Source organism: Myxococcus sp. XM-1-1-1, from assembly GCF_020037095.1.
Lineage (GTDB): Bacteria > Myxococcota > Myxococcia > Myxococcales > Myxococcaceae > Myxococcus > Myxococcus fulvus.
The window spans coordinates 33,367-50,417 of sequence record NZ_JAIQDH010000004.1 but is presented as its reverse complement, the minus strand read 5'-3'; the positions used below and the strand labels follow the sequence as shown (position 1 = coordinate 50,417).

The following is a 17,051-nucleotide window of genomic DNA, read 5'->3' as shown; positions in this document are numbered from 1 at the left end:
CTCCAGGAAACCCGCCCGTCGCCCACCCCGCCCGCGCCACGGATTCCTACCATGGCGCGTCATGAGTCACTTCGCAACCTTGACTCATTTCCGACAAGGCCGTCGCTCGCGAGGGCCCGCCAGTGGGGACGTCAGTGGTTCAGGTGCTCGACGAGCGTCTTGAGGCCGATGCCGATGAGCACCACGCCTCCGAGCAGCTCGATGCTGGTGCCGAAGCGCTCACCCAGCCGCTTGCCCGCCCACGCGCCCAGGACGGACAGCACGAAGGTGAGCACGCCGATGAGGCCGGTGGAGAGGATGACCCCCAGCTCCAGCGCGGGCAGCGTCACGCCGACGGCGAGCGCGTCGATGCTGGTGGCCACGCCCAGCGTCATCAGCATGGGCAGCTTGATGCCCGTCGACGCGGCGCGCTCCTCCTCGTCGTGGGAGAACGCCTCGTAGATCATGTGCCCGCCCACCAGGGCGAGCAGCCCGAAGGCAATCCAGTGGTCCACCGCCGCGAAGCGCGTGAGGATGACCTTGCCCCCGAGCGCGCCGGCCAGGGACATGCCGAACTGGAACAGGCCGAACGTCACCGCCAGCTTCAGGATGTCTGGCGGACGCGCCCCGCGGATGGCCATGCCTCCGGAGACGGCGGTGGCGTCCATCGCCACCCCGAGCGCGAGCAGGAACAGGGTCATCTCCGGCTATTCCTTCTCGATGTCCCGGTCCCATAGCTGGACGCGGGTGTTCTCATCGGTCAGCCGGCGGGTGAGCTCCGCCGCGATGGCCACCGAGCGGTGCTTGCCACCCGTGCACCCCAGCGCCACCGTGAGGTACGCCTTCCCCTCCTTCTGGTAGCGGGGGAACAGGAAGCGGCAGAGGTCCACCACCTTCTCGAGGAACTGCTGCGCCTCGTCGCGGTCCAGCACGTACGCGGCCACCTTCGGCACCTTGCCCGTCAGCCCCTTCATCTCCGGGACGAAGTACGGGTTGGGCAAGAAGCGCACGTCCAGCACCAGGTCCGCCTGCGGCGGCACGCCGTAGCGGTAGCCGAACGACATCACCGACAGGCTGGGGCCCGCGGCGGGCTCCGGGCTGAAGCGCGCCTGCACCATGCGCTTCAGGTCGTGGACGTTGAGCACCGACGAGTCGATGACCTGGTCCGCGATTTCGCGCAAATCCCTGAGCGCCTCGCGCTCCGCCTTGATGCCGTCGGCGACGGTGCCGTTGGGGGCGAGAGGATGGCGGCGGCGCGTCTCGCTGAAGCGACGGATGAGGCTGTCGTCGCTCGAGTCGAGGAAGAGCACCTCCACGTGGTGGCCGGCGCGACGCACCTCGTCGAGCATGCGCGGGGCCTCCTTGAGGAAGACGCCCTCGCGCACGTCCACCACCAGCGCCATGCGCTCGATGTTGCCACCGCCCGCCAGCTCCGTGAGCTTGGGCAACAGCACCACCGGCAGGTTGTCGATGCAGAAGAACCCCGCGTCCTCCAACGCCCGGATGGCGGTGGACTTGCCGGAGCCGGACATGCCGGTGATGACGACCAACTGTTTCGCGGGCGCGGTCACTCGACCTCTTCTCCCAGGGTGCGGCGCATCGCCCCTTCGGCGATGGCCCGGTTGAGCCGCTCGGCGAACTCCCGCGCCGAGTGGTGGCCCTGATGCTTCAACAACTGGTTGCGGGCGGCCACCTCGATGATGGTCGCCATGTTACGGCCAGGACGCACGGGTACCACCGACAGCGGGATGTCCACACCCACAATCTGCAGGTGCTTGTCCTCCACTCCCAGCCGGTCGTACTCCTGATGGGGGTCCCATTCCTGCAGCTCGATGACGAGCTCAATCTTCTTCTGCTCGCGGACCGCCGCCACGCCGAACAGGTCCTTGATGTTGATGATGCCCAAGCCCCGGATTTCCATGTGGTGCTTGATGACCGGATTACCCGCCCCGTAGACGGCGCCCTTGCGGCGGGTGACGTCGACGATGTCGTCGGCCACCAGGCGGTGGGCGCGCATCACCAGATCCAGGGCAATCTCGCTCTTGCCGATGCCACTCTTGCCCAGGAGCAGGATGCCCACGCCGAAGACGTCCATCAGCACGCCGTGCAGGCTGCTGGACTCGGTGAGGGCCTCCTCCAGGAAGGACTGGACGCGGGTGATGAAGTCGCTGGAGAGCAGCGGCGTCTTCATCAGGGCCAGGCCCTCCGCCTCGCAGGCGGTGACCAGCACGGGGGGAATCTCCAGCTCCTTGGTGACGACGACGCAGGCCAGGTCCTCCTCCTCGAAGAGCTTGGACAGGGCCTCGCGCTGCCGCGACTCGGGGAGGGTGGCCAGGTAGGAAATCTCGGTGTTGCCGAACACCTGGACGCGGCGGGGGTGGAGGTGCTCGGTGAACCCCGCCAGCGCCAGCCCCGGCTTCTGGATGCGCGGCGAGTCCACCGTCCTCGTCAGGCCCGCCGCGCCCGCGACGAGCGTCAGCCGCAGGTCGTAGTCGTGGTCCTCGATGAGCTGGGAGATGCGGATGGATTTCATCGTCGGGGCCTGGAATATCACCGGTGGGACCTTTTGAGTCGAAGTGCCCACGGGGCATGGCATCCCCTACCTCTACCGCCGATTGCCCACCCGACCACCGGCCCGCCGGCCTCGGGCGCCCGGGCCACCGATTGGCGCCTCAACAATGCGCGCCATGGCCATTTCCCGGCGTCCCGCCGGTTGGTAAGCCCCGGCCATGTCCGACTGCCTCTTCTGTAAGATTCGAGACGGCCTCATCCCGGCCAAAGTGGTCTACAAGGACGACGTCTGCCTGGCGTTCAAGGACATCAACCCTCAGGCGCCCACGCACGTCCTGTTCATCCCCCACAAGCACATCCCGACGGTGAACGACATCGCGGCGGAGGACGAGGCCACGGTGGGCCACCTCTTCACCGCGGCGGCGAAGCTGGCCAAGCAACTGGGCCACGACGCCAACGGCTACCGGGTGGTGATGAACACGAACGGCGATGCGGGGCAGACGGTGTTCCACATCCACCTGCACCTCCTGGCTGGCCGCTCGCTCACCTGGCCTCCGGGGTGAGGCGAAGCGGTGGGGCCCACCGGTTGCTAGTGTCTGTCCCGTGAGGCGCGAGGGGTGCGCCGGCGATGCCCTTCTCCACGGAATCGACTCCCGCGAATCGTCGTGCCTACACGGTGCTGGCCCTGCTGCTCGCGGCGGTGGCGGGCACGGTGAACGCGACGGGCTTCGTGGCGCTCGGCGTGCACACGTCCCACATGTCCGGGAACATGGCGTCCCTGGGCGAGTCGCTCGCGCTGGGGGACGGCGCGCTGGCGTTCCGGGCCGCCCAGGTGCTGCTGGCCTTCGTGGTCGGCGCGGTGTGCGCGGCGGCGCTGCTGGATGCGTCCCGACGGCGCGAGCGGGGTCGGCACGTGGCCGCGCTCGCGGTGGAGGTGGTGACGCTGGCGGGCATCGGCGTGGCGCTCGACGCGGCGCCGGGTGCGCGTGCGCCGGTGCTGCTGTGGGCGCTGGCGTTCGCGATGGGGCTGCAGAACGCGCTCGTCACGCGCGTGTCCGGCGCGGTGGTGCGCACGACGCATGTCACCGGCATCCTCACGGACATCGGCATCCAGCTGGTGCAGATGTTCGCGTGGGTGCGGGATGGCTCGCGCGGCCAGGGGGTGACGGGGGTGCTCAGGCGCCTGCGCGCCCTGCCCTCGGCCATCGAGTTCGAGCGCACGCGGCTGCACCTGGGACTGGGGTTGTCGTTCCTGCTGGGGTGCACCGGCGGGCCGTTGCTCTACCTGCGCCACGGGCCCGCGGCGCTGGGGCTGCCGTGTGTGGTGCTGCTGCTGCTCATCGGGCTGGACTTGAGCCCGGCCGCGGCGCGCGGGGCGCCGCGAGGCTCCACGTCACGGGCGTGACCTCACGGGGACGCGGGCTGGGCCAGGGGCTGGGTGGGCGGCGGGCCCGAGGAGGCCTCCACGTCCAGGACGCGCGAGTCGGGGCCGCCCTGGCGCAGCACGCGCAGCACGCTGCTGCGGTCATCGGTCCAGGTGAAGTCCGGCTCGCCGCGCAGGCCCAGGCGCCGCACGCGCGCGGTGGCGCGGGTGAAGGTGGGCCCCCAGGAGAACTCGCGGTCCGGGCTCAGCAGCATCCAGTTGCTGCGCAGGGCGTCGTCCTTCGTCTCGTGGAAGACGAACGTCGCGTGCATGCCCAGCTTGCGCGCGTGCGCCAGCGCCACCGGCACCAGGTCCAGGTGCACGTTGCTGATGTGCATCGCCAGCACACCGTGGGGGGCCAGGTGCTGCTTGTAGAGGGCCACCGCCTCCTCGGTGAGCAGGTGCACGGGCACCGCGTCCGAGGAGAAGACGTCCAGGGACAGCACGTCGAAGCCCTGCGGCTCGCCGCGCTCCAGCTCCTGCTCCAGGGAGATTCTCGCGTCGCCCTCCACCATCGTCGCGGTGGCCGGTGAGTCCGCGAGGAAGCTGAAGAAGCCGCCCTTGCCCTGGGCCAGCTCGATGACCGCCGGGTTGATTTCGTAGTAGCGGCCCCGGTCGCCCTTCTCGAGCAGCGCCGCGCTGGTGCCCACGCCCAGGCCGAGCACCCCCACGTGCAGGCCAGGGGGCAGTCCCACCGCCTCGCGCAGTCGACGCTGCTCGGCGATGGCCAGGCCCAGTCCGGCCTCGCGCGTGTAATAGGTCGTGGGCCGCGAGCGGTTCTCCGGTGAGGCGAGCTGCCAGCCGTGGGTGACGGCGCCGTGGCGCAGGCCGAAGAGGTGGAGCGCCGGGTCCTCCGCGTTCTGCTCCATCACGCGCACCACGCCGAAGAAGTTGCGCTCGCTGAACCGGGCCCGCTCCAGGTCCTGGCTCATCGAGAGGAACAGGTTCGTCGTCACCATCATGAGCATCGCGCCGCGCAGCATCCGGCTCACGCGCCGGCCGCGCGTCTCGTCCGGGGGCGCCTTCGCCAGGCCCAACAGCGCCACGAGGCAGCAGCCGCCCAGCGAGAGCGGATACTCCCAGTAGGCGCGGAAGAAGTTCGTGGCCACGCCGCTGACGAACAGCGCGCCCAGCACACCGCCCGCGGAGACCCACAGGTAGAAGGCGCTCAGGTGCCGAGGCGCGGGGCGCAGCCGGAACAGCTCACCGTGGCACACCATGCAGCCGGCGAAGAGTGACGCGGCGTAGGCCAGCAGCAGCAGCGGCAGCGGGAAGTGTGGACCCGCCGCGTGCGCGTGCGCCGCCGCGGCGCCCGAGGCGATGAGCAGCACCGAGTACAGCGTGCGCGAGTAGAAGGACTCGCGCGAGAAGGCGAGGATGAAGGTGAGCAGATAGACGGCGAGCGGCAGCACCCAGAGGAACGGGCCCGCGGCCACGTCCTGCGAGAGCTGGTTCGTCGTGGCGAGCAGCAGCACGGAGGCGCAGGTGGACAGCCCCAGCCACTCCAGCGTGTTCCTCAGGCCGGGCTTCGACGGGTGCTCCATCACAGGGGCGTCCGGCGCGCCACCTCGCGCCTCCTGCTTCATCGCCGCGAAGGCGGCCGCGTGCGCGGCCTCGGCGTCCGTGGCGTGCCCGGCGGTCCCCCCGCGCGAAGCGCCTCCGGCGAGAGTCTCGCTCGCATCGACGCCCGAAACCGTTCCCGTCGCTCGAGGCTCCGCGCCCGCCACGGGCGAGGCCTTCGCATCGACGCCCGAAACCGTTCCGCCAACCCCTACCGTCGCTCGCGGCTCCGCGCCCGCCACGGGCGAGGCATTCGCATCGACGCCCGAGACCACTCTGCCAGCGCCCGCCGCGACGTGTGGCTCGGCTTCGCGCGAGCCTCCCATGAGCGCGGCATTCGCATCGGAGCCCAAGCCCCCTGCTGCGCCAGCACCCACCGCGAGCCGTGACGCCGCGTCCGCCGCCACGTGCGTCACCGTGACGCCGAGTTGTCCCTCGACGGGAGCCGCCGCCGAGCGCTCATGGCGCAGCACATCCACCGCGCACACCGCGCAGGCCACCGCGAAGAGGACGAAGCCCACGCCCCAGCCCCACGCCTGCGCGCCCCGCCCCACCCAGGGCTCCACCAGGAACGGATAGCCCAGCAGCGCGAGCAGCGAGCCCACGTTCGACAGCGCATACAGCACGTACGGCGAGCGCCCCGGCCGCGCCCTCGCGAACCAGGACTGGAGCAGCGGCCCCGTGGTGCTCAGCACGAAGAACGGCAGGCCGATGGTGACCGCCAGCATCGCCAGCAGTCGCGGCACCGCCAGGTCCGTGCCCACCGGACGCCACTCGGGCCCCGGCGCCACCGGCGAGCCCACCCACAGCGCCCTCACCCCCAACACGGCCACCGCCAATGCCAGCACACCCAGGTGCACCTTCGCCTGCAGGCGCGGCGTCAGCCGGGAGGCCAGCCCGTGCGAGTACGCGTAGCCGCCCAGGAGCGCCGCCTGGAAGAAGAGCATGCACGCCGTCCACACACCGGGCGTCCCGCCGTACCAGGGCAGCGCATAGCGCCCCGCCAGGGGCTGCACCCCGAACAACAGGAAGGCGCTCGTGAAGATGGCGACGGAGTATCGAAGCATGGAGACCCTGGGAGACGTACGTCAGACAGCCGGCGCCGCGGCGGGAGGATGGCGCCGGGAGCGCAGCGCGCGCGACCCAGCGGCGAAGAGGGACAGCGCCAACGCGAGCAACACCACCGCCACCACCCCGTTCACCCGCGACGCCGCCGAGCTCGCCGGCGACAGCGCCTCGCGCACCAGGAGCACCAGGCTGGTGAGCGTGACAGCCCCCACGAACATCATGGGCACCAACGCATACACATAGGGCCGGCCCGTGCTCTTGAGCCACACGCAGACCCCGAGCAGCGACAGCGACGCCAGCAGCTGGTTCGACGTGCCGAACAACGTCCAGAACGAGCGCCACGCTCCCGAGCCCGCCAGCAGCACGAAGGCCAGCGGCACTCCACACGTCACCGCGGTGGCCACCATCGCCGCGCCCTTGCCCTTCTTCCCCGACAGCTCCTGGAGGATGTAGCGCCCCAGCCGCGTGGACACGTCCAGCGTGTCGAACACGAAGGTGGAGAAGGCCATGGCCCCGAAGGTCGTCGCGATGACGAGGTACTCCTTGCCCAGCACCGTGACGATGAAGCGCCCCAGCCCCGCGCCATACACCGCGCCCGGCGCCTTGCCCGTCAGCTCCGCCTTGGTGGCGACCATCACCGTCGCCAGCGCGATGACCGCCACGAAGCCCTCCAGCAACATCGCCCCGTAGCCCACCGGCTTGCAGTGCGGCTCCTTGTCGATCTGCTTCGACGTGGTGCCCGAGCACACCAGCCCGTGGAACCCCGAGCACGCGCCGCACGCGATGGTGACGAAGAGGAACGGGAACAGCGCGCCGCCGGGCCCCGGGACGTTGAAGCCCGAGAAGGCGGGCTGCTGGATGGACAGCTCCCCGCTCAGCCCGCCGTAGAAGATGCCCACCACGCCCACCGCCAGCGCGGCGTACAGCACGAAGCCGCCCAGGTAGCCGCGCGGCTGCAGCAGCACCCAGACGGGCGTGAGCGACGCGACGAAGCAGTACGCCAGGATGAGCGCGGACCAGCCTCGCGCATCCAGCACCAGCAGCGTGGACATGCGCGTGCCCAGGTACACCACGCCCAGCGTCGCCGGCACGAAGATGAGCGTCTGCAGCCACAGGGGCGGCTTGAGCCAGCGGTCCACCAGCCCCATCACCACCGCCAGCAGCAGGTACGCGATGGACGCGAACGCCACCGCGCCGCCCGGGTTGAAGCGGAAGGTGAGCCCCTCCAGCTCCGCGTCGCCGCTGACGAACGTGGCCGCCGTCGCGTCCGTGAAGGCGACGATGACGTAGACGAGCGCCACCCAGATGAAGGCCAGCATCGCCAGCCCCGCGGTGGGCCCCAGGTGGCTGCGCACCACCTCCGCGATGGAGACCGCGCCGTGGCGGATGCTCGCCACCAGCGTGGCGAAGTCATGCATCGCCCCGATGAACACCGAGCCCACCGCAATCCACAAGAGCGCCGGCAACCAACCGAACTGCTGCGCCGCCAGGATGGGCCCGGCGATGGGCCCGGCCGCGGCAATCGCGCTGAAGTGCTGGCCCAACAGGTAGAAGGGCCTGGTCGGAACGAAGTCCACGCCGTCGCTCTTCGCGTGCGCGGGCGTCACCGCTCCAGAATCCAGGCGGAACTGCCGGGCGATGAAGCCTCCGTAGAAGCGATAGCCCAGCGCCAGCACCACCAGGAACACTCCAGCAATCAGGGGGAGGCTCATGCCGCGAGGCTTTCCCGACCCGGACTTCCGGTCAACACCCTGGCTCCTGGAAGTCCGAGGACGACGGCAACGGCGTCACGGGTCGCCTGACGCCAGCTTGCCTTGGACCTGCTTCCTGAAGTTCCTCACCGTCTTCAAGAGCTCGGGGTTGGACTCCCCTTGGGCGGCGGCGACTTCTTCATCCAGGTCGTCCCGCTTCTGGCAGAGGAACCCCAGGTTGTCGCAGGACCGGAGGGCCTCGAGCTTCTTGAACTCGGCGTTCGCCGCCTTCCACTCGCGTGCCAGCTCGGTCTGCGGGCCCGCGCCCTTGATGATGCGCACGCGATTGGTGTTGGCGCGCTTCGGCGCGGGGGCCTTCGGAGCCGGCTTCCCCAGGGGCGCCAGCAACGAGCCGTCATCGTCCTCGGCGCTCTTCGGCGCGGTGGCCGCCTCGGCCTCGGGAGGCGCGGACGGCGGGCTGTCCACCGCCGCGGGATTGTCAGCCGGGGCCTGCTCGCCAGGGGCCGCCGCCTCCACGGGGGCCTGCTCCGCCACCACGGCGCCCGGCTTGGGCTCCGCGGCGCCGTCCCCAGGGGCCTTCGAGGCCTTCGCGCCTGGAGCCACGGGGCTCGGAGCCGGAGCTCCCTCGGGCCCCTTGGCGACGAGGCCGAGCTGCCCGAGCTGGTTCATCACCATTCCCCGGACCTGGGGGTCCGACAGGAGGAACGCCGCTCCCGCCGTCAGCGCGCCCAAGCCGCCCAGCACCACCACCCACGTCAGCGCGGAGCTGCGCTTGCCGCGCTTGGGCACGGTGGTCTTGCGCGTGTCCTCCGACGGGCGACGGACGGGGACGTTGGGCCGCGAGGGCACCGACGTGCGCCGCGTCTCCTCGTGCGAGGCCATGGACACGCGCACGTCCGCGTCCTCTTCCTCCTCCTCGGGCACGGCGACGACCACGGGACGGCTGACACCCGTGCGTCGCCCCGGCGCGGGCGCCATGCCCGGAGAGGACGGCCTCACACGGCGCGAGCCCGTCTTCGGACGCGAGACACCCGAGCGCTCCTCGTCGTCGCGCGCGACGCCCTCCGCGTCACGCAGGAGGCTCTCGTCCAGGACGACGCGAGGCTGGGTGTCCTCGTGGACGGCGGCGCGGGCCTGCATGTCCGCCACGCGTGGACCCCGAGGGTCCGTGTCCGCGTCCCGAGGCGCGCGCGGGTGCGTGTCCTCGTAGCGCTCCGCTCGCCCGGGCCGCGACGCCCGGGGGTTCGTGTCCATCTCCTCCAGGCGCTCCGACGGCTCGCCGTGTCCCATCTGCTCGGGCGTGAGCACCGGCAGCTCGCCGTCCGCGTCACCAACCAAAGATTCCAGGTCGGAGACCACCACGCCCGGCTCGCCCACCTTCGCTCCCGAGCGCGACGGCACGCCTGGGTTCGAGGTCAACGCGGCGCCCTGCACCTGCAACGCGCCCGAGCGCGACGGAACCCCTGGGTTCGACGTCAACGCGGAGCCCTGCCCTGGCAGCGCTCCCGAGCGGGAGGGGACACCCGGGTTCGACGTCAACGCGGAGCCCTGCCCCGTCATCACTCCCGAGCGCGACGGCACGCCGGGGTTCGACGTCAACGCCGCGTCGGGCATCGACATCGCACCCGAGCGTGAGGGGACACCCGGGTTCGACGTCAGGGAGCCGCCGCGCGCGGACGCGGCGGCCGGGGGCATGGTCATCGCGCCCGAGCGCGACGGAGACCCAGGGGGCGGCGCGGCCCCAGGTCCAGGTCGCGTCGTCACGCCGGACGCGGGCTGCTCGCCCGCGAAGGGCACCGAGGCCCCCGGTCCTGGCCGCGTCGTCACACCGGACGCGGGCACTTCGCCAGCCGAGGGCATCGCGGCCCCAGGTCCGGAGCGCGTCGTCGCAGCGGACGCGGGCTGCTCACCCGCGAAGGGCATCGAGGCCCCAGGTCCAGGCCGCGTCGTCACACCGGATGCGGGCTGCTCACCCGCGAACGGCATCGAGGCCCCAGGTCCAGGCCGCGTCGTCACACCGGACGCGGGCTGCTCGCCCGCGAACGGCATCGAGGCCCCAGGTCCAGGCCGCGTCGTCACACCCGAAGCCGGCGCCTCGGAAGGCACGCTGACAGCGGGCATCACCATCACCCCGGAGCGCGCCGGAGACGCCGGTGCCGGCGCGCCAGGAGGCACGAGCGCCTGCCGCTGGGGCATCACCGCCGCGGGAGGCGGTGTGACGGGAGGCGGAGGAGGACGCGGGTTCCCACCGCTGAACGTGGGGGGCCGGGACGCCGCGCCACGCGGGTCCTCACCGAAGGGACGCAGCGGCTCCGCGCGGGGGTCGGTGGCGTCGTAGGGGCTCCCCTGCCCGTCCGCAGGACCGACGACCGCGCCCACGGGCAGCAGCTCCAGCTCCGTGGGCCGCGTGTCCGGGCGCGAAGGTGGCGATGGCGGCGCGGGAGGAATCGCCTCCGCGGGCATGGTCGTGAGCGGGACCTCGCGCGTCTGCGACGGCGGCCGAGGCGCGGGCGCGACGGCGGGCGGCGGCGCGGGCGGGCGGGCGGCCACCTCGGGCGCCACCTCCACGGACAGGGAGGGCGACGTGTCCGGATTCAGCCGGGCCGCCCGCACCCGAGCCTCCTCCTCCAGCGCCTCCAGCGGGAAGGCGGGCCGGGTGGACTCATCCATCGGGATGCCTGGACGCGTCTCCCCGTCATCCACGGGCCCACCATCGCGACTGCGCCGCGTCGGATGGAAGGACAGCGCCTCCACCGGCCCATCCAGGCGGATGGTCTTCGCCGGCAACATCGCCCCCGCGGGCGGCGACGGACGCGGCGCGGCCCCCTCCTCCGAGGGCTCCGGAGCCGCGGCGCGCGCCTCGGCGTAGCCACCGCGCGGCACGTCCTTGAGGCTCGCGAGCAGCCGGCGCTCGGACTGGAAGTCCGCGGTGAACAGCTCGCGCATGAAGCGGCTGACGCTCTCCGGCCCCGCGCTGGGGTCGATCTCCATCAGGCACGCCTGCAGCCGGCCGCGGAACTCCTCCGCCGTCTGGAAGCGCTGCGCCGGGTCCACCTCCAGCGCCTTGGCCACCAGCGCCGTCACCGAGCGCGGCGTGAGCGGCTCCACCTCGTCCAGCGGCGCCACCTTCGGGTTGGCCACCACGGACATCAGCTCGCCGGGGTGGATGCCGTCGAAGGGGTTCTTCCCACAGATGAGCTCGTAGAGCGTCAGGCCCACCGCGTACAGGTCCGCGCGCCGGTCCACCGGCTGGTGCCGGGCCTGCTCCGGGGACATGTAGAGGAACTTGCCCAGGATGATGCTCGGGTTCGTCTTCGCCGCCGACAGCCGGCTCTTGGCCAGCCCGAAGTCGATGACCTTCACCTCCCCCTCGTAGGAGATGAGGATGTTCTGCGGCGAGATGTCCCGGTGGACCAGCTTCAGGTCCTCCCCGTCGTCGTCCTTCTTGCGGTGCGCGTACGCCAGCGCGTCCAGCACCCGGCCCATGACGTAGAGGATGAACGTCAGCGGCAGCGGAACCTGCCTGTCCCCCACCCGGGCGGCCACCTTGCGCAGGTCCTTGCCGTCCACGTGCTCGAGGGCCATGTAGGCCTCGCCCTCGTGCAGCCCCATGTCCAGCACCTGGGCGATGGAGCCGTGGCTCAGGCGGACGAGCGTGCGCGCCTCCCCCACGAAGCGCTCGACGAAGTCGGTGTCCTCGGCGAGCTGCGGGAGGATCTTCTTGATGACGCAGAGCTTCTCGAAGCCCTGCGCGCCCTCCAGCCTCGCGAGATAGATTTCACCCATGCCGCCCGTCGCCAGATGGGACAGGAGGGTGTACCGGCCAAAGGGCTGGGGCCGGAACGGGCGCAGCCGGGCGGAGGGGTTATGAGCGTTCATGGGGGCGGGGGTCCACCACTCGGGCGCCCATTGAACCCTGGCTTGCCCTGGTCCATCAACCCGTCAACCTGCCGCAGGGGGTTTCACCGCAGGCCGGGGTTGGTCAACACCCCGACGTCCTCGTCGAGGACCTCGAAGGCGGCCACCTTCTCCTTGGGGGGGCGCACCAGCCGCTCCCCCAGGGGCATCACGTCGAAGCGGGCCGCCACGGCCGCCAGCACCTTACCGGAAATCAACACCTGCCCGGGGTTGCCCGTCGCCGCCAGCCAGGTGGCCACGGACATGCCCTCGCCCACGGCGGTGTAGTCGGGGCGGACCTCGTTGCCGATCATCCCCACCAGGGCGCGCGTGGTGTGCAGGGCCATCCGGAGCGAGCAGCGCTCGTCCAGGGGACGGCGGCTCATCGCCCGCTCCCAGTCCGAGCGCAGGGCCAAGGCCGCCCGCACCGCCCGCACGGAGTCCTCGCCCTTCACGTACGGCACGCCGAACAGGGCCCGCATGGACTCACCGATGAAGGACTCCACGGTGGCCTCGAAGCTGAACACGATGCCGGTGGCGCGCGAGTGGAAGTCGCTCAGCAGGCTGGTCGCCTTGGCCCCGCCGATGCGCGACGCCAGCGCGGGGAAGCCCACCAGCTCCACGTGCAGCACGGTGAGGGTGCGCTCCTCCAGGCCCGGCAGGCGGCCGCCCTGGCGCTGGGCCTCGGTGGCGCGGCGCTCGGCGACGTCGGGCGGGTGGAAGCGCTCCAGCGAGCGGCGCAGTCGCTCCTGCGTGGCGCCGCCGTCGCGCGGGGAGAACTTCTGCACGCCGGTGGCCACCAGGTGCGCCACCGCCGAGCACGCGTCCAGCATGGGCTCCAGCCCGTCGCCCTTGGCGGAGGTGTTGACGTAGAGCACGCCCTGGTACGGGGCCTCGGAGCCGATGGGGATGCACAGCACGCTGGCCACGCCGTAGAGGATGACGCTCTCGCGCGCGGCGAAGCGGCGGTCGTCGCGCACGTCGCCCACCGCGAGCGCGCGGCCCTGGCGCAGCGCCTCGTCGACGATGGCGTCGGACACCGGCACCTCGCCCTTGGCCAGCCGTCCCCGGTGGCGCACCGCCGCGGGGACGAGCGCGCCCGTGGGGTGCTTGAGCAGCACCACCGCCGTGGTGGCGTCGGTGCGCTCCAGCAGCCGGTCCATCGTCAGGTCCAGGAAGGTGGACAGCGTGGTGGCGGTGGAGAGCGCCTCCGCGGTGCGGAACATCAGCACCAGCGTCTCCTGCGCCACGCGGGGGCTGGCCGGGGGGACGAACGAGGCCTGCTGGTTGAAGTCCTCGAAGGGCACCGGCCCCACGTTGTCGAGCAGGCGCAGCACGTCCGCGTCGCGCACGCTCTTGGCGAGCAGGACCGACGGGCCCACGTCCTGTCCGTGGCCGAAGCGCACGACGCCGCCGGCGCCCAGGTCCACCATCTCCGTGGCGGCGTTCTCCACGGTGTTGGGCTGGCGCACCGCGAGCGTGTTCTCGCCCAGCGCCACGGAGTCGCCGGGGGACAGCTGCCGGGAGCCCTGCAGGGGCGCGCCGTTGACGCGGCTGCCGTTGCGGCTGCCCAGGTCCTCGATGCGCAGGATGTCCGCCTCCACGTAGAGGCGCGCGTGCCGGCGCGAGACCAGGTCTCCGCCCAGCACGATGTCGTTCTCGTCGGCGCGGCCCAGGCTCGTCACGCCCTCGGGCAAGTCATAGGACGTGTCGAAGTAGCCGGGCCCGTTGATGATGATCTGCCACATCGAATCCCCGACATTACACGACTCTCTCTCAACGTAAGAGAGGGAGACCTGTGCCCCGGAGGGGGACGGGGCTGACCCGGACTCCCGGCGCAAAGGCCCGTCGCCGGGTCAGGACTGACAGTGCGCCGGGCCGCTCCCTCGGGTGCGGGGCTCAGCGGGGTCGGTGGATGAAGACGGACGCGCCTTGCCGCACCGCGGTGAACGCCGCCAGCGGCCGCCGGGCCGGGCCCTGGAGGACGGCGCCGTCCAGGGCGAAGCGCGAGCCGTGACAGGGGCACTCCACCACGCCCTCCCCGGGCCGCCAGTCCACGCCGCAGTCGCCGTGCGTGCAGATGCGCCACAGCGCCACGAAGCACCCGGGCGTCGTGTGGACGAGCAGCACGTCCAGCAGGGCCTCGGGCGCGTGCACCCGGGCGTGGCCTCCGGGGGACTCGAGGCCCGGATGCGCTTCGAGCCGCACCTCCACCCAGCCCTCGGCGGCGGTGCCGGGCTGGGGGAGGTCGGGGCAGGAGGCGCCCTCGGGCGGAGGGTCCAGGACGATGGCCTCCCGCCACTCGCCGCCGCACCCCGCGCCCAGCGTGGCCAGGGCACAGCCGCCCCGGGCCAACGTGAGGAGCGCGGCGCGGCGGTCCAGGTCCGTCATGGCGCGGCGGTCAGCGACACGCCGTTCACCACGGCGACGGCGTCCAGGTCGAACCCCGCGGAGGTGCCCGCCGAGCCGTTGGTGCCCGCGTCGACGATGCGCACGTAGCGCGCCCGGGCGAGGCCCACGGTGGCCAGGTCGAACCCGTCACCGCCGGCCACGGCGGGGTCCGTGGCGCTGATGCCAGCGGCGGGGTTGGCCGTCACGGGACGCACGCCCGCGCAGCCCGGGTAGTTGTTCGTCGCGTCCGAGGGGGCGCAGGGGAACTCGTGCCACTGCACGCCGTCGTCGCTCACCGAGACGCGGCCCCGCTCGGTGAAGGCGCGCGGGCCTCCGGCGATGAGGAAGCCGTTCTCGAAGACGAGCAGGTCCACGCCCGGGCCATCCACCACCGCGAGGTCCGTGAAGCGCAGGGTGATGGAGCCACCCTGCCCCAGCGAGAGGACATCCAGCGAGCCGCTGTCCAGCCCCCCGCCCACCGGCGCGCCCAGGACGATGGACGGGAAGCGGTCCTGTCCGAAGCCCGCGCCGGGGCCGGGCAGGTACTCGACCACCTCGTCGGCGTACGGGTCAGCGGGCCGCGAGGGGCTCGCGTCGGTCCCCGAGTCACCGGGCCCCGCGTCGTCGTCCGTGACGGGAGCCTCGTCCCCACCGCACGCGGACAGGCTCAGCGCCAGGGCGAGCACGGTGCCGCGACCGAACCGCGAGGAGGCGCGCGTGCTCACGGCGCCACCTGGAGGCGCACCAGGCGCCGGCCGTTGCGGTCAGCCACGCCGACGAGCACGTCGGAGCCGAGCGCCTTGAGCATCCGCACCGTGGTGCACTGGTTGACGTAGGTGAGCACGGGCACGCGCGCGCCCACCGTCACGGCGTCATTCGCGCCGACGGACAGCGCGTAGCGGGACACGTCGGTGGCGACGAAGTCGTAGTCCGGGGGAGCGTAGGCGCCGCGGTTGAGCACCACGCCACCGCCGAAGGCCGCGACGTCGTTGAAGTCGCTGCCCACGTCGACCTTCGCCTGGGTGCCCAGGTCCAGCGGCGTGCCGCTGGTGATGGCGGTGGCGAGCGTCGTGGGCGCCACGCCGTGGAGGACGTTGACGAAGTTCTGGTCGAAGTAGCCCAGCGCGGCGACGCCCGTGTCCGTCACGGCGGTGAAGCCGCTTCCCACCACGTCACCCTGCGGGAAGTTGACCGCGCGCACCGTGCCCATGGGGTCCGTGGACGTCACGAGACCATAGACAGCCAGGTCGGAGGCCGAGCCCAGACCGCCGCCGTTGACGAGCACCGCGCTCAGCTCCCCGGACGAGAAGGCCGCCGCGGAGAAGTTCTTGGGCGCGACGACGAAGCTCGAGTGGGCCGGCGTGGCCAGGTCATACGCGGCGACGTTGCCCGGCGAGCCCGTGGCGCCCAGCGTGTAGCCGGTGAAGACGCGCAGGCCGTCGTTGATGACATAGCCGTTCGGGTACACCGTGGCGCCGCCCTCGCGGTCCGCCGGGGTGATGATGTCGAAGAGCTTCGTGGTGCCCGGCAGGAGGTCGGGCCAGGTGCCCAGCGAGTACAGCGCGGCGTCCTTGCCTCGTCCCTGGATGCCGTAGAACGCATACGTGGGGCCCGGAGAAGCACCGAGCGCGAGGATGTCCGGCGACAGCGCCACGGACTCGGCGGCGACGAAGCCCGGCTGGAGCACGAGCGTGCCCAGCTTCGGGTCCAGCGGCACCGTCGCGCAGTCGACCACCACGGGGCCGGCATCCGGCTCACCCGCGTCCGGCGCACCTGCATCCGGCTCACCCGCGTCGGGCGTGCCCGAGTCCGGCTGACCCGCGTCGGGCGTGCCGGAGTCCGGCGTACCAGAATCCGGCGTCCCGGAGTCCGGCGGGCCCGCGTCGGGCGTGCCCGAATCCGGCGTCCCCGCGTCGGGCGTCGGGGTGGTGGGGGCAGGCTCGGTCTCGCACCGCTCGTCGACGCAGACCCACTGCTGCCCCGCGGGGGCCTCGCCGTTGTCGGCGCGGCAGTCGAACGGGTCGACACACTCCGGGTTGCAGCCGGTGCCGAGCAGGGCCACGGCGAAGGAGGCCACGGCCAGTGATGCGGACTTCATCCAAGGTTTCGCGCGCTTCGATTCAGCCGTCTTCATCTGCGTCCTCGTCCCTCTCCGCCCCCACGGGCGGGTGGGCTTCCAGGAGGACGCGGTCGAAGGCGGGCACCCGAGCACCCCACGGTGCGCGGTGAATGGGCTGACGCCTCCGCCGCCTCCCCTCGGAGGCCTCGGTGATGTCCGTGCCCAAGGGGCACGGGTCCACGGCAGGTTTTCGGACTCGCAGGCGCGGGAGCCCCGGAGGGCGCCCACCTAGTGGCCGTCGCTTCCCAGTCCCGTGAGGGACCAGTGCTTCAATGACGGCGGTCGTTCCTGCACACCGCTGCGGGGCAGTCCCGGATTCGCACCGGGTTCCCTAGAGCCGCCGTGGTTCGCACGACGGCACCGAGGACGCGGCCGGGATATGGCGGGCGAC

The 17,051-nt window shown here is 72.0% G+C and carries 12 protein-coding genes and 1 riboswitch; of the genes, 2 read left to right on the top strand and 10 right to left on the bottom strand.

Annotated features, from left to right (window positions below):
* Positions 1 to 131 precede the first annotated feature (131 nt).
* Genes K8640_RS10690 through hprK form a run of 3 tightly spaced genes read right to left on the bottom strand, consistent with a single transcriptional unit; the run spans position 132 to position 2,512 of the window.
* Complete coding sequence (locus K8640_RS10690; RefSeq protein WP_223746954.1) at positions 132 to 680, bottom strand: manganese efflux pump MntP family protein; 549 nt, start codon at positions 678 to 680, stop codon at positions 132 to 134.
* Between the two features lie 6 nt (positions 681 to 686).
* Complete coding sequence (gene rapZ / locus K8640_RS10685) at positions 687 to 1,550, bottom strand: RNase adapter RapZ (protein WP_141332937.1); 864 nt, start codon at positions 1,548 to 1,550, stop codon at positions 687 to 689.
* A complete protein-coding gene (gene hprK / locus K8640_RS10680; protein WP_223747245.1) occupies positions 1,547 to 2,512 on the bottom strand; it encodes an HPr(Ser) kinase/phosphatase in 966 nt (321 codons plus the stop codon). The genes rapZ and hprK overlap by 4 nt, the downstream gene beginning before the upstream one ends.
* Positions 2,513 to 2,708: 196 nt before the next feature.
* Here hprK and K8640_RS10675 point away from each other — a divergent pair, with 196 nt between their 5' ends.
* Positions 2,709 to 3,053, top strand: a complete 345-nt coding sequence (locus tag K8640_RS10675; RefSeq protein WP_223746953.1) for a histidine triad nucleotide-binding protein — start codon at positions 2,709 to 2,711, stop codon at positions 3,051 to 3,053.
* A 65-nt stretch (positions 3,054 to 3,118) separates the two neighbouring features.
* The gene (locus K8640_RS10670; protein WP_223746952.1) at positions 3,119 to 3,895 is read left to right on the top strand and encodes a YoaK family protein; all 777 of its coding nucleotides are present in this window, start codon (positions 3,119 to 3,121) and stop codon (positions 3,893 to 3,895) included.
* 2 nt (positions 3,896 to 3,897) lie between these two features.
* Here K8640_RS10670 and K8640_RS10665 read toward each other — a convergent pair whose 3' ends face one another.
* From K8640_RS10665 to K8640_RS10635, 7 genes are all read right to left on the bottom strand, one after another.
* Positions 3,898 to 6,540: a fused MFS/spermidine synthase gene (locus tag K8640_RS10665; protein ID WP_223746951.1), complete on the bottom strand. Its 2,643-nt coding sequence runs from the start codon at positions 6,538 to 6,540 to the stop codon at positions 3,898 to 3,900.
* Positions 6,541 to 6,561: 21 nt separating this feature from the next.
* The gene (locus K8640_RS10660; RefSeq protein ID WP_223746950.1) at positions 6,562 to 8,253 is read right to left on the bottom strand and encodes a carbon starvation protein A; all 1,692 of its coding nucleotides are present in this window, start codon (positions 8,251 to 8,253) and stop codon (positions 6,562 to 6,564) included.
* A gap of 75 nt (positions 8,254 to 8,328) precedes the next feature.
* Positions 8,329 to 12,132 carry a serine/threonine protein kinase gene (locus tag K8640_RS10655; RefSeq protein WP_223746949.1) on the bottom strand — a complete coding sequence of 1,268 codons (3,804 nt, stop codon included), beginning with the start codon at positions 12,130 to 12,132 and terminating at the stop codon, positions 8,329 to 8,331.
* 83 nt (positions 12,133 to 12,215) lie between these two features.
* Complete coding sequence (locus K8640_RS10650) at positions 12,216 to 13,898, bottom strand: FHA domain-containing protein (protein WP_223746948.1); 1,683 nt, start codon at positions 13,896 to 13,898, stop codon at positions 12,216 to 12,218.
* Positions 13,899 to 14,049: 151 nt separating this feature from the next.
* A complete protein-coding gene (locus K8640_RS10645) occupies positions 14,050 to 14,541 on the bottom strand; it encodes a ubiquinol-cytochrome c reductase iron-sulfur subunit (RefSeq protein WP_223746947.1) in 492 nt (163 codons plus the stop codon).
* Positions 14,538 to 15,266, bottom strand: coding sequence for a cell surface protein (locus K8640_RS10640; RefSeq protein WP_223746946.1), 729 nt, complete (start codon positions 15,264 to 15,266; stop codon positions 14,538 to 14,540). The genes K8640_RS10645 and K8640_RS10640 overlap by 4 nt, the downstream gene beginning before the upstream one ends.
* Complete coding sequence (locus tag K8640_RS10635) at positions 15,263 to 16,639, bottom strand: hypothetical protein (RefSeq protein ID WP_223747252.1); 1,377 nt, start codon at positions 16,637 to 16,639, stop codon at positions 15,263 to 15,265. Before K8640_RS10635 ends, K8640_RS10640 begins: the two co-directional genes overlap by 4 nt.
* Before the next feature lie 184 nt (positions 16,640 to 16,823).
* Positions 16,824 to 17,040: riboswitch (cobalamin riboswitch) on the bottom strand.
* Between the last annotated feature and the right edge of the window lie 11 nt (positions 17,041 to 17,051).

What these genes read in the sequence shown, in the direction of transcription:
- K8640_RS10690 (WP_223746954.1), bottom strand. Translation starts at nt 680, where the DNA reads ATGACCCTGTTCCTGCTCGCGCTCGGGGTGGCGATGGACGCCACCGCC.
- hprK (WP_223747245.1), bottom strand. Translation starts at nt 2,512, where the DNA reads ATGAAATCCATCCGCATCTCCCAGCTCATCGAGGACCACGACTACGAC.
- K8640_RS10675 (WP_223746953.1), top strand. Translation starts at nt 2,709, where the DNA reads ATGTCCGACTGCCTCTTCTGTAAGATTCGAGACGGCCTCATCCCGGCC.
- K8640_RS10670 (WP_223746952.1), top strand. Translation starts at nt 3,119, where the DNA reads ATGCCCTTCTCCACGGAATCGACTCCCGCGAATCGTCGTGCCTACACG.
- K8640_RS10665 (WP_223746951.1), bottom strand. Translation starts at nt 6,540, where the DNA reads ATGCTTCGATACTCCGTCGCCATCTTCACGAGCGCCTTCCTGTTGTTC.
- K8640_RS10660 (WP_223746950.1), bottom strand. Translation starts at nt 8,253, where the DNA reads ATGAGCCTCCCCCTGATTGCTGGAGTGTTCCTGGTGGTGCTGGCGCTG.
- K8640_RS10655 (WP_223746949.1), bottom strand. Translation starts at nt 12,132, where the DNA reads ATGAACGCTCATAACCCCTCCGCCCGGCTGCGCCCGTTCCGGCCCCAG.
- K8640_RS10650 (WP_223746948.1), bottom strand. Translation starts at nt 13,898, where the DNA reads ATGTGGCAGATCATCATCAACGGGCCCGGCTACTTCGACACGTCCTAT.
- K8640_RS10645 (WP_223746947.1), bottom strand. Translation starts at nt 14,541, where the DNA reads ATGACGGACCTGGACCGCCGCGCCGCGCTCCTCACGTTGGCCCGGGGC.
- K8640_RS10635 (WP_223747252.1), bottom strand. Translation starts at nt 16,639, where the DNA reads ATGAAGTCCGCATCACTGGCCGTGGCCTCCTTCGCCGTGGCCCTGCTC.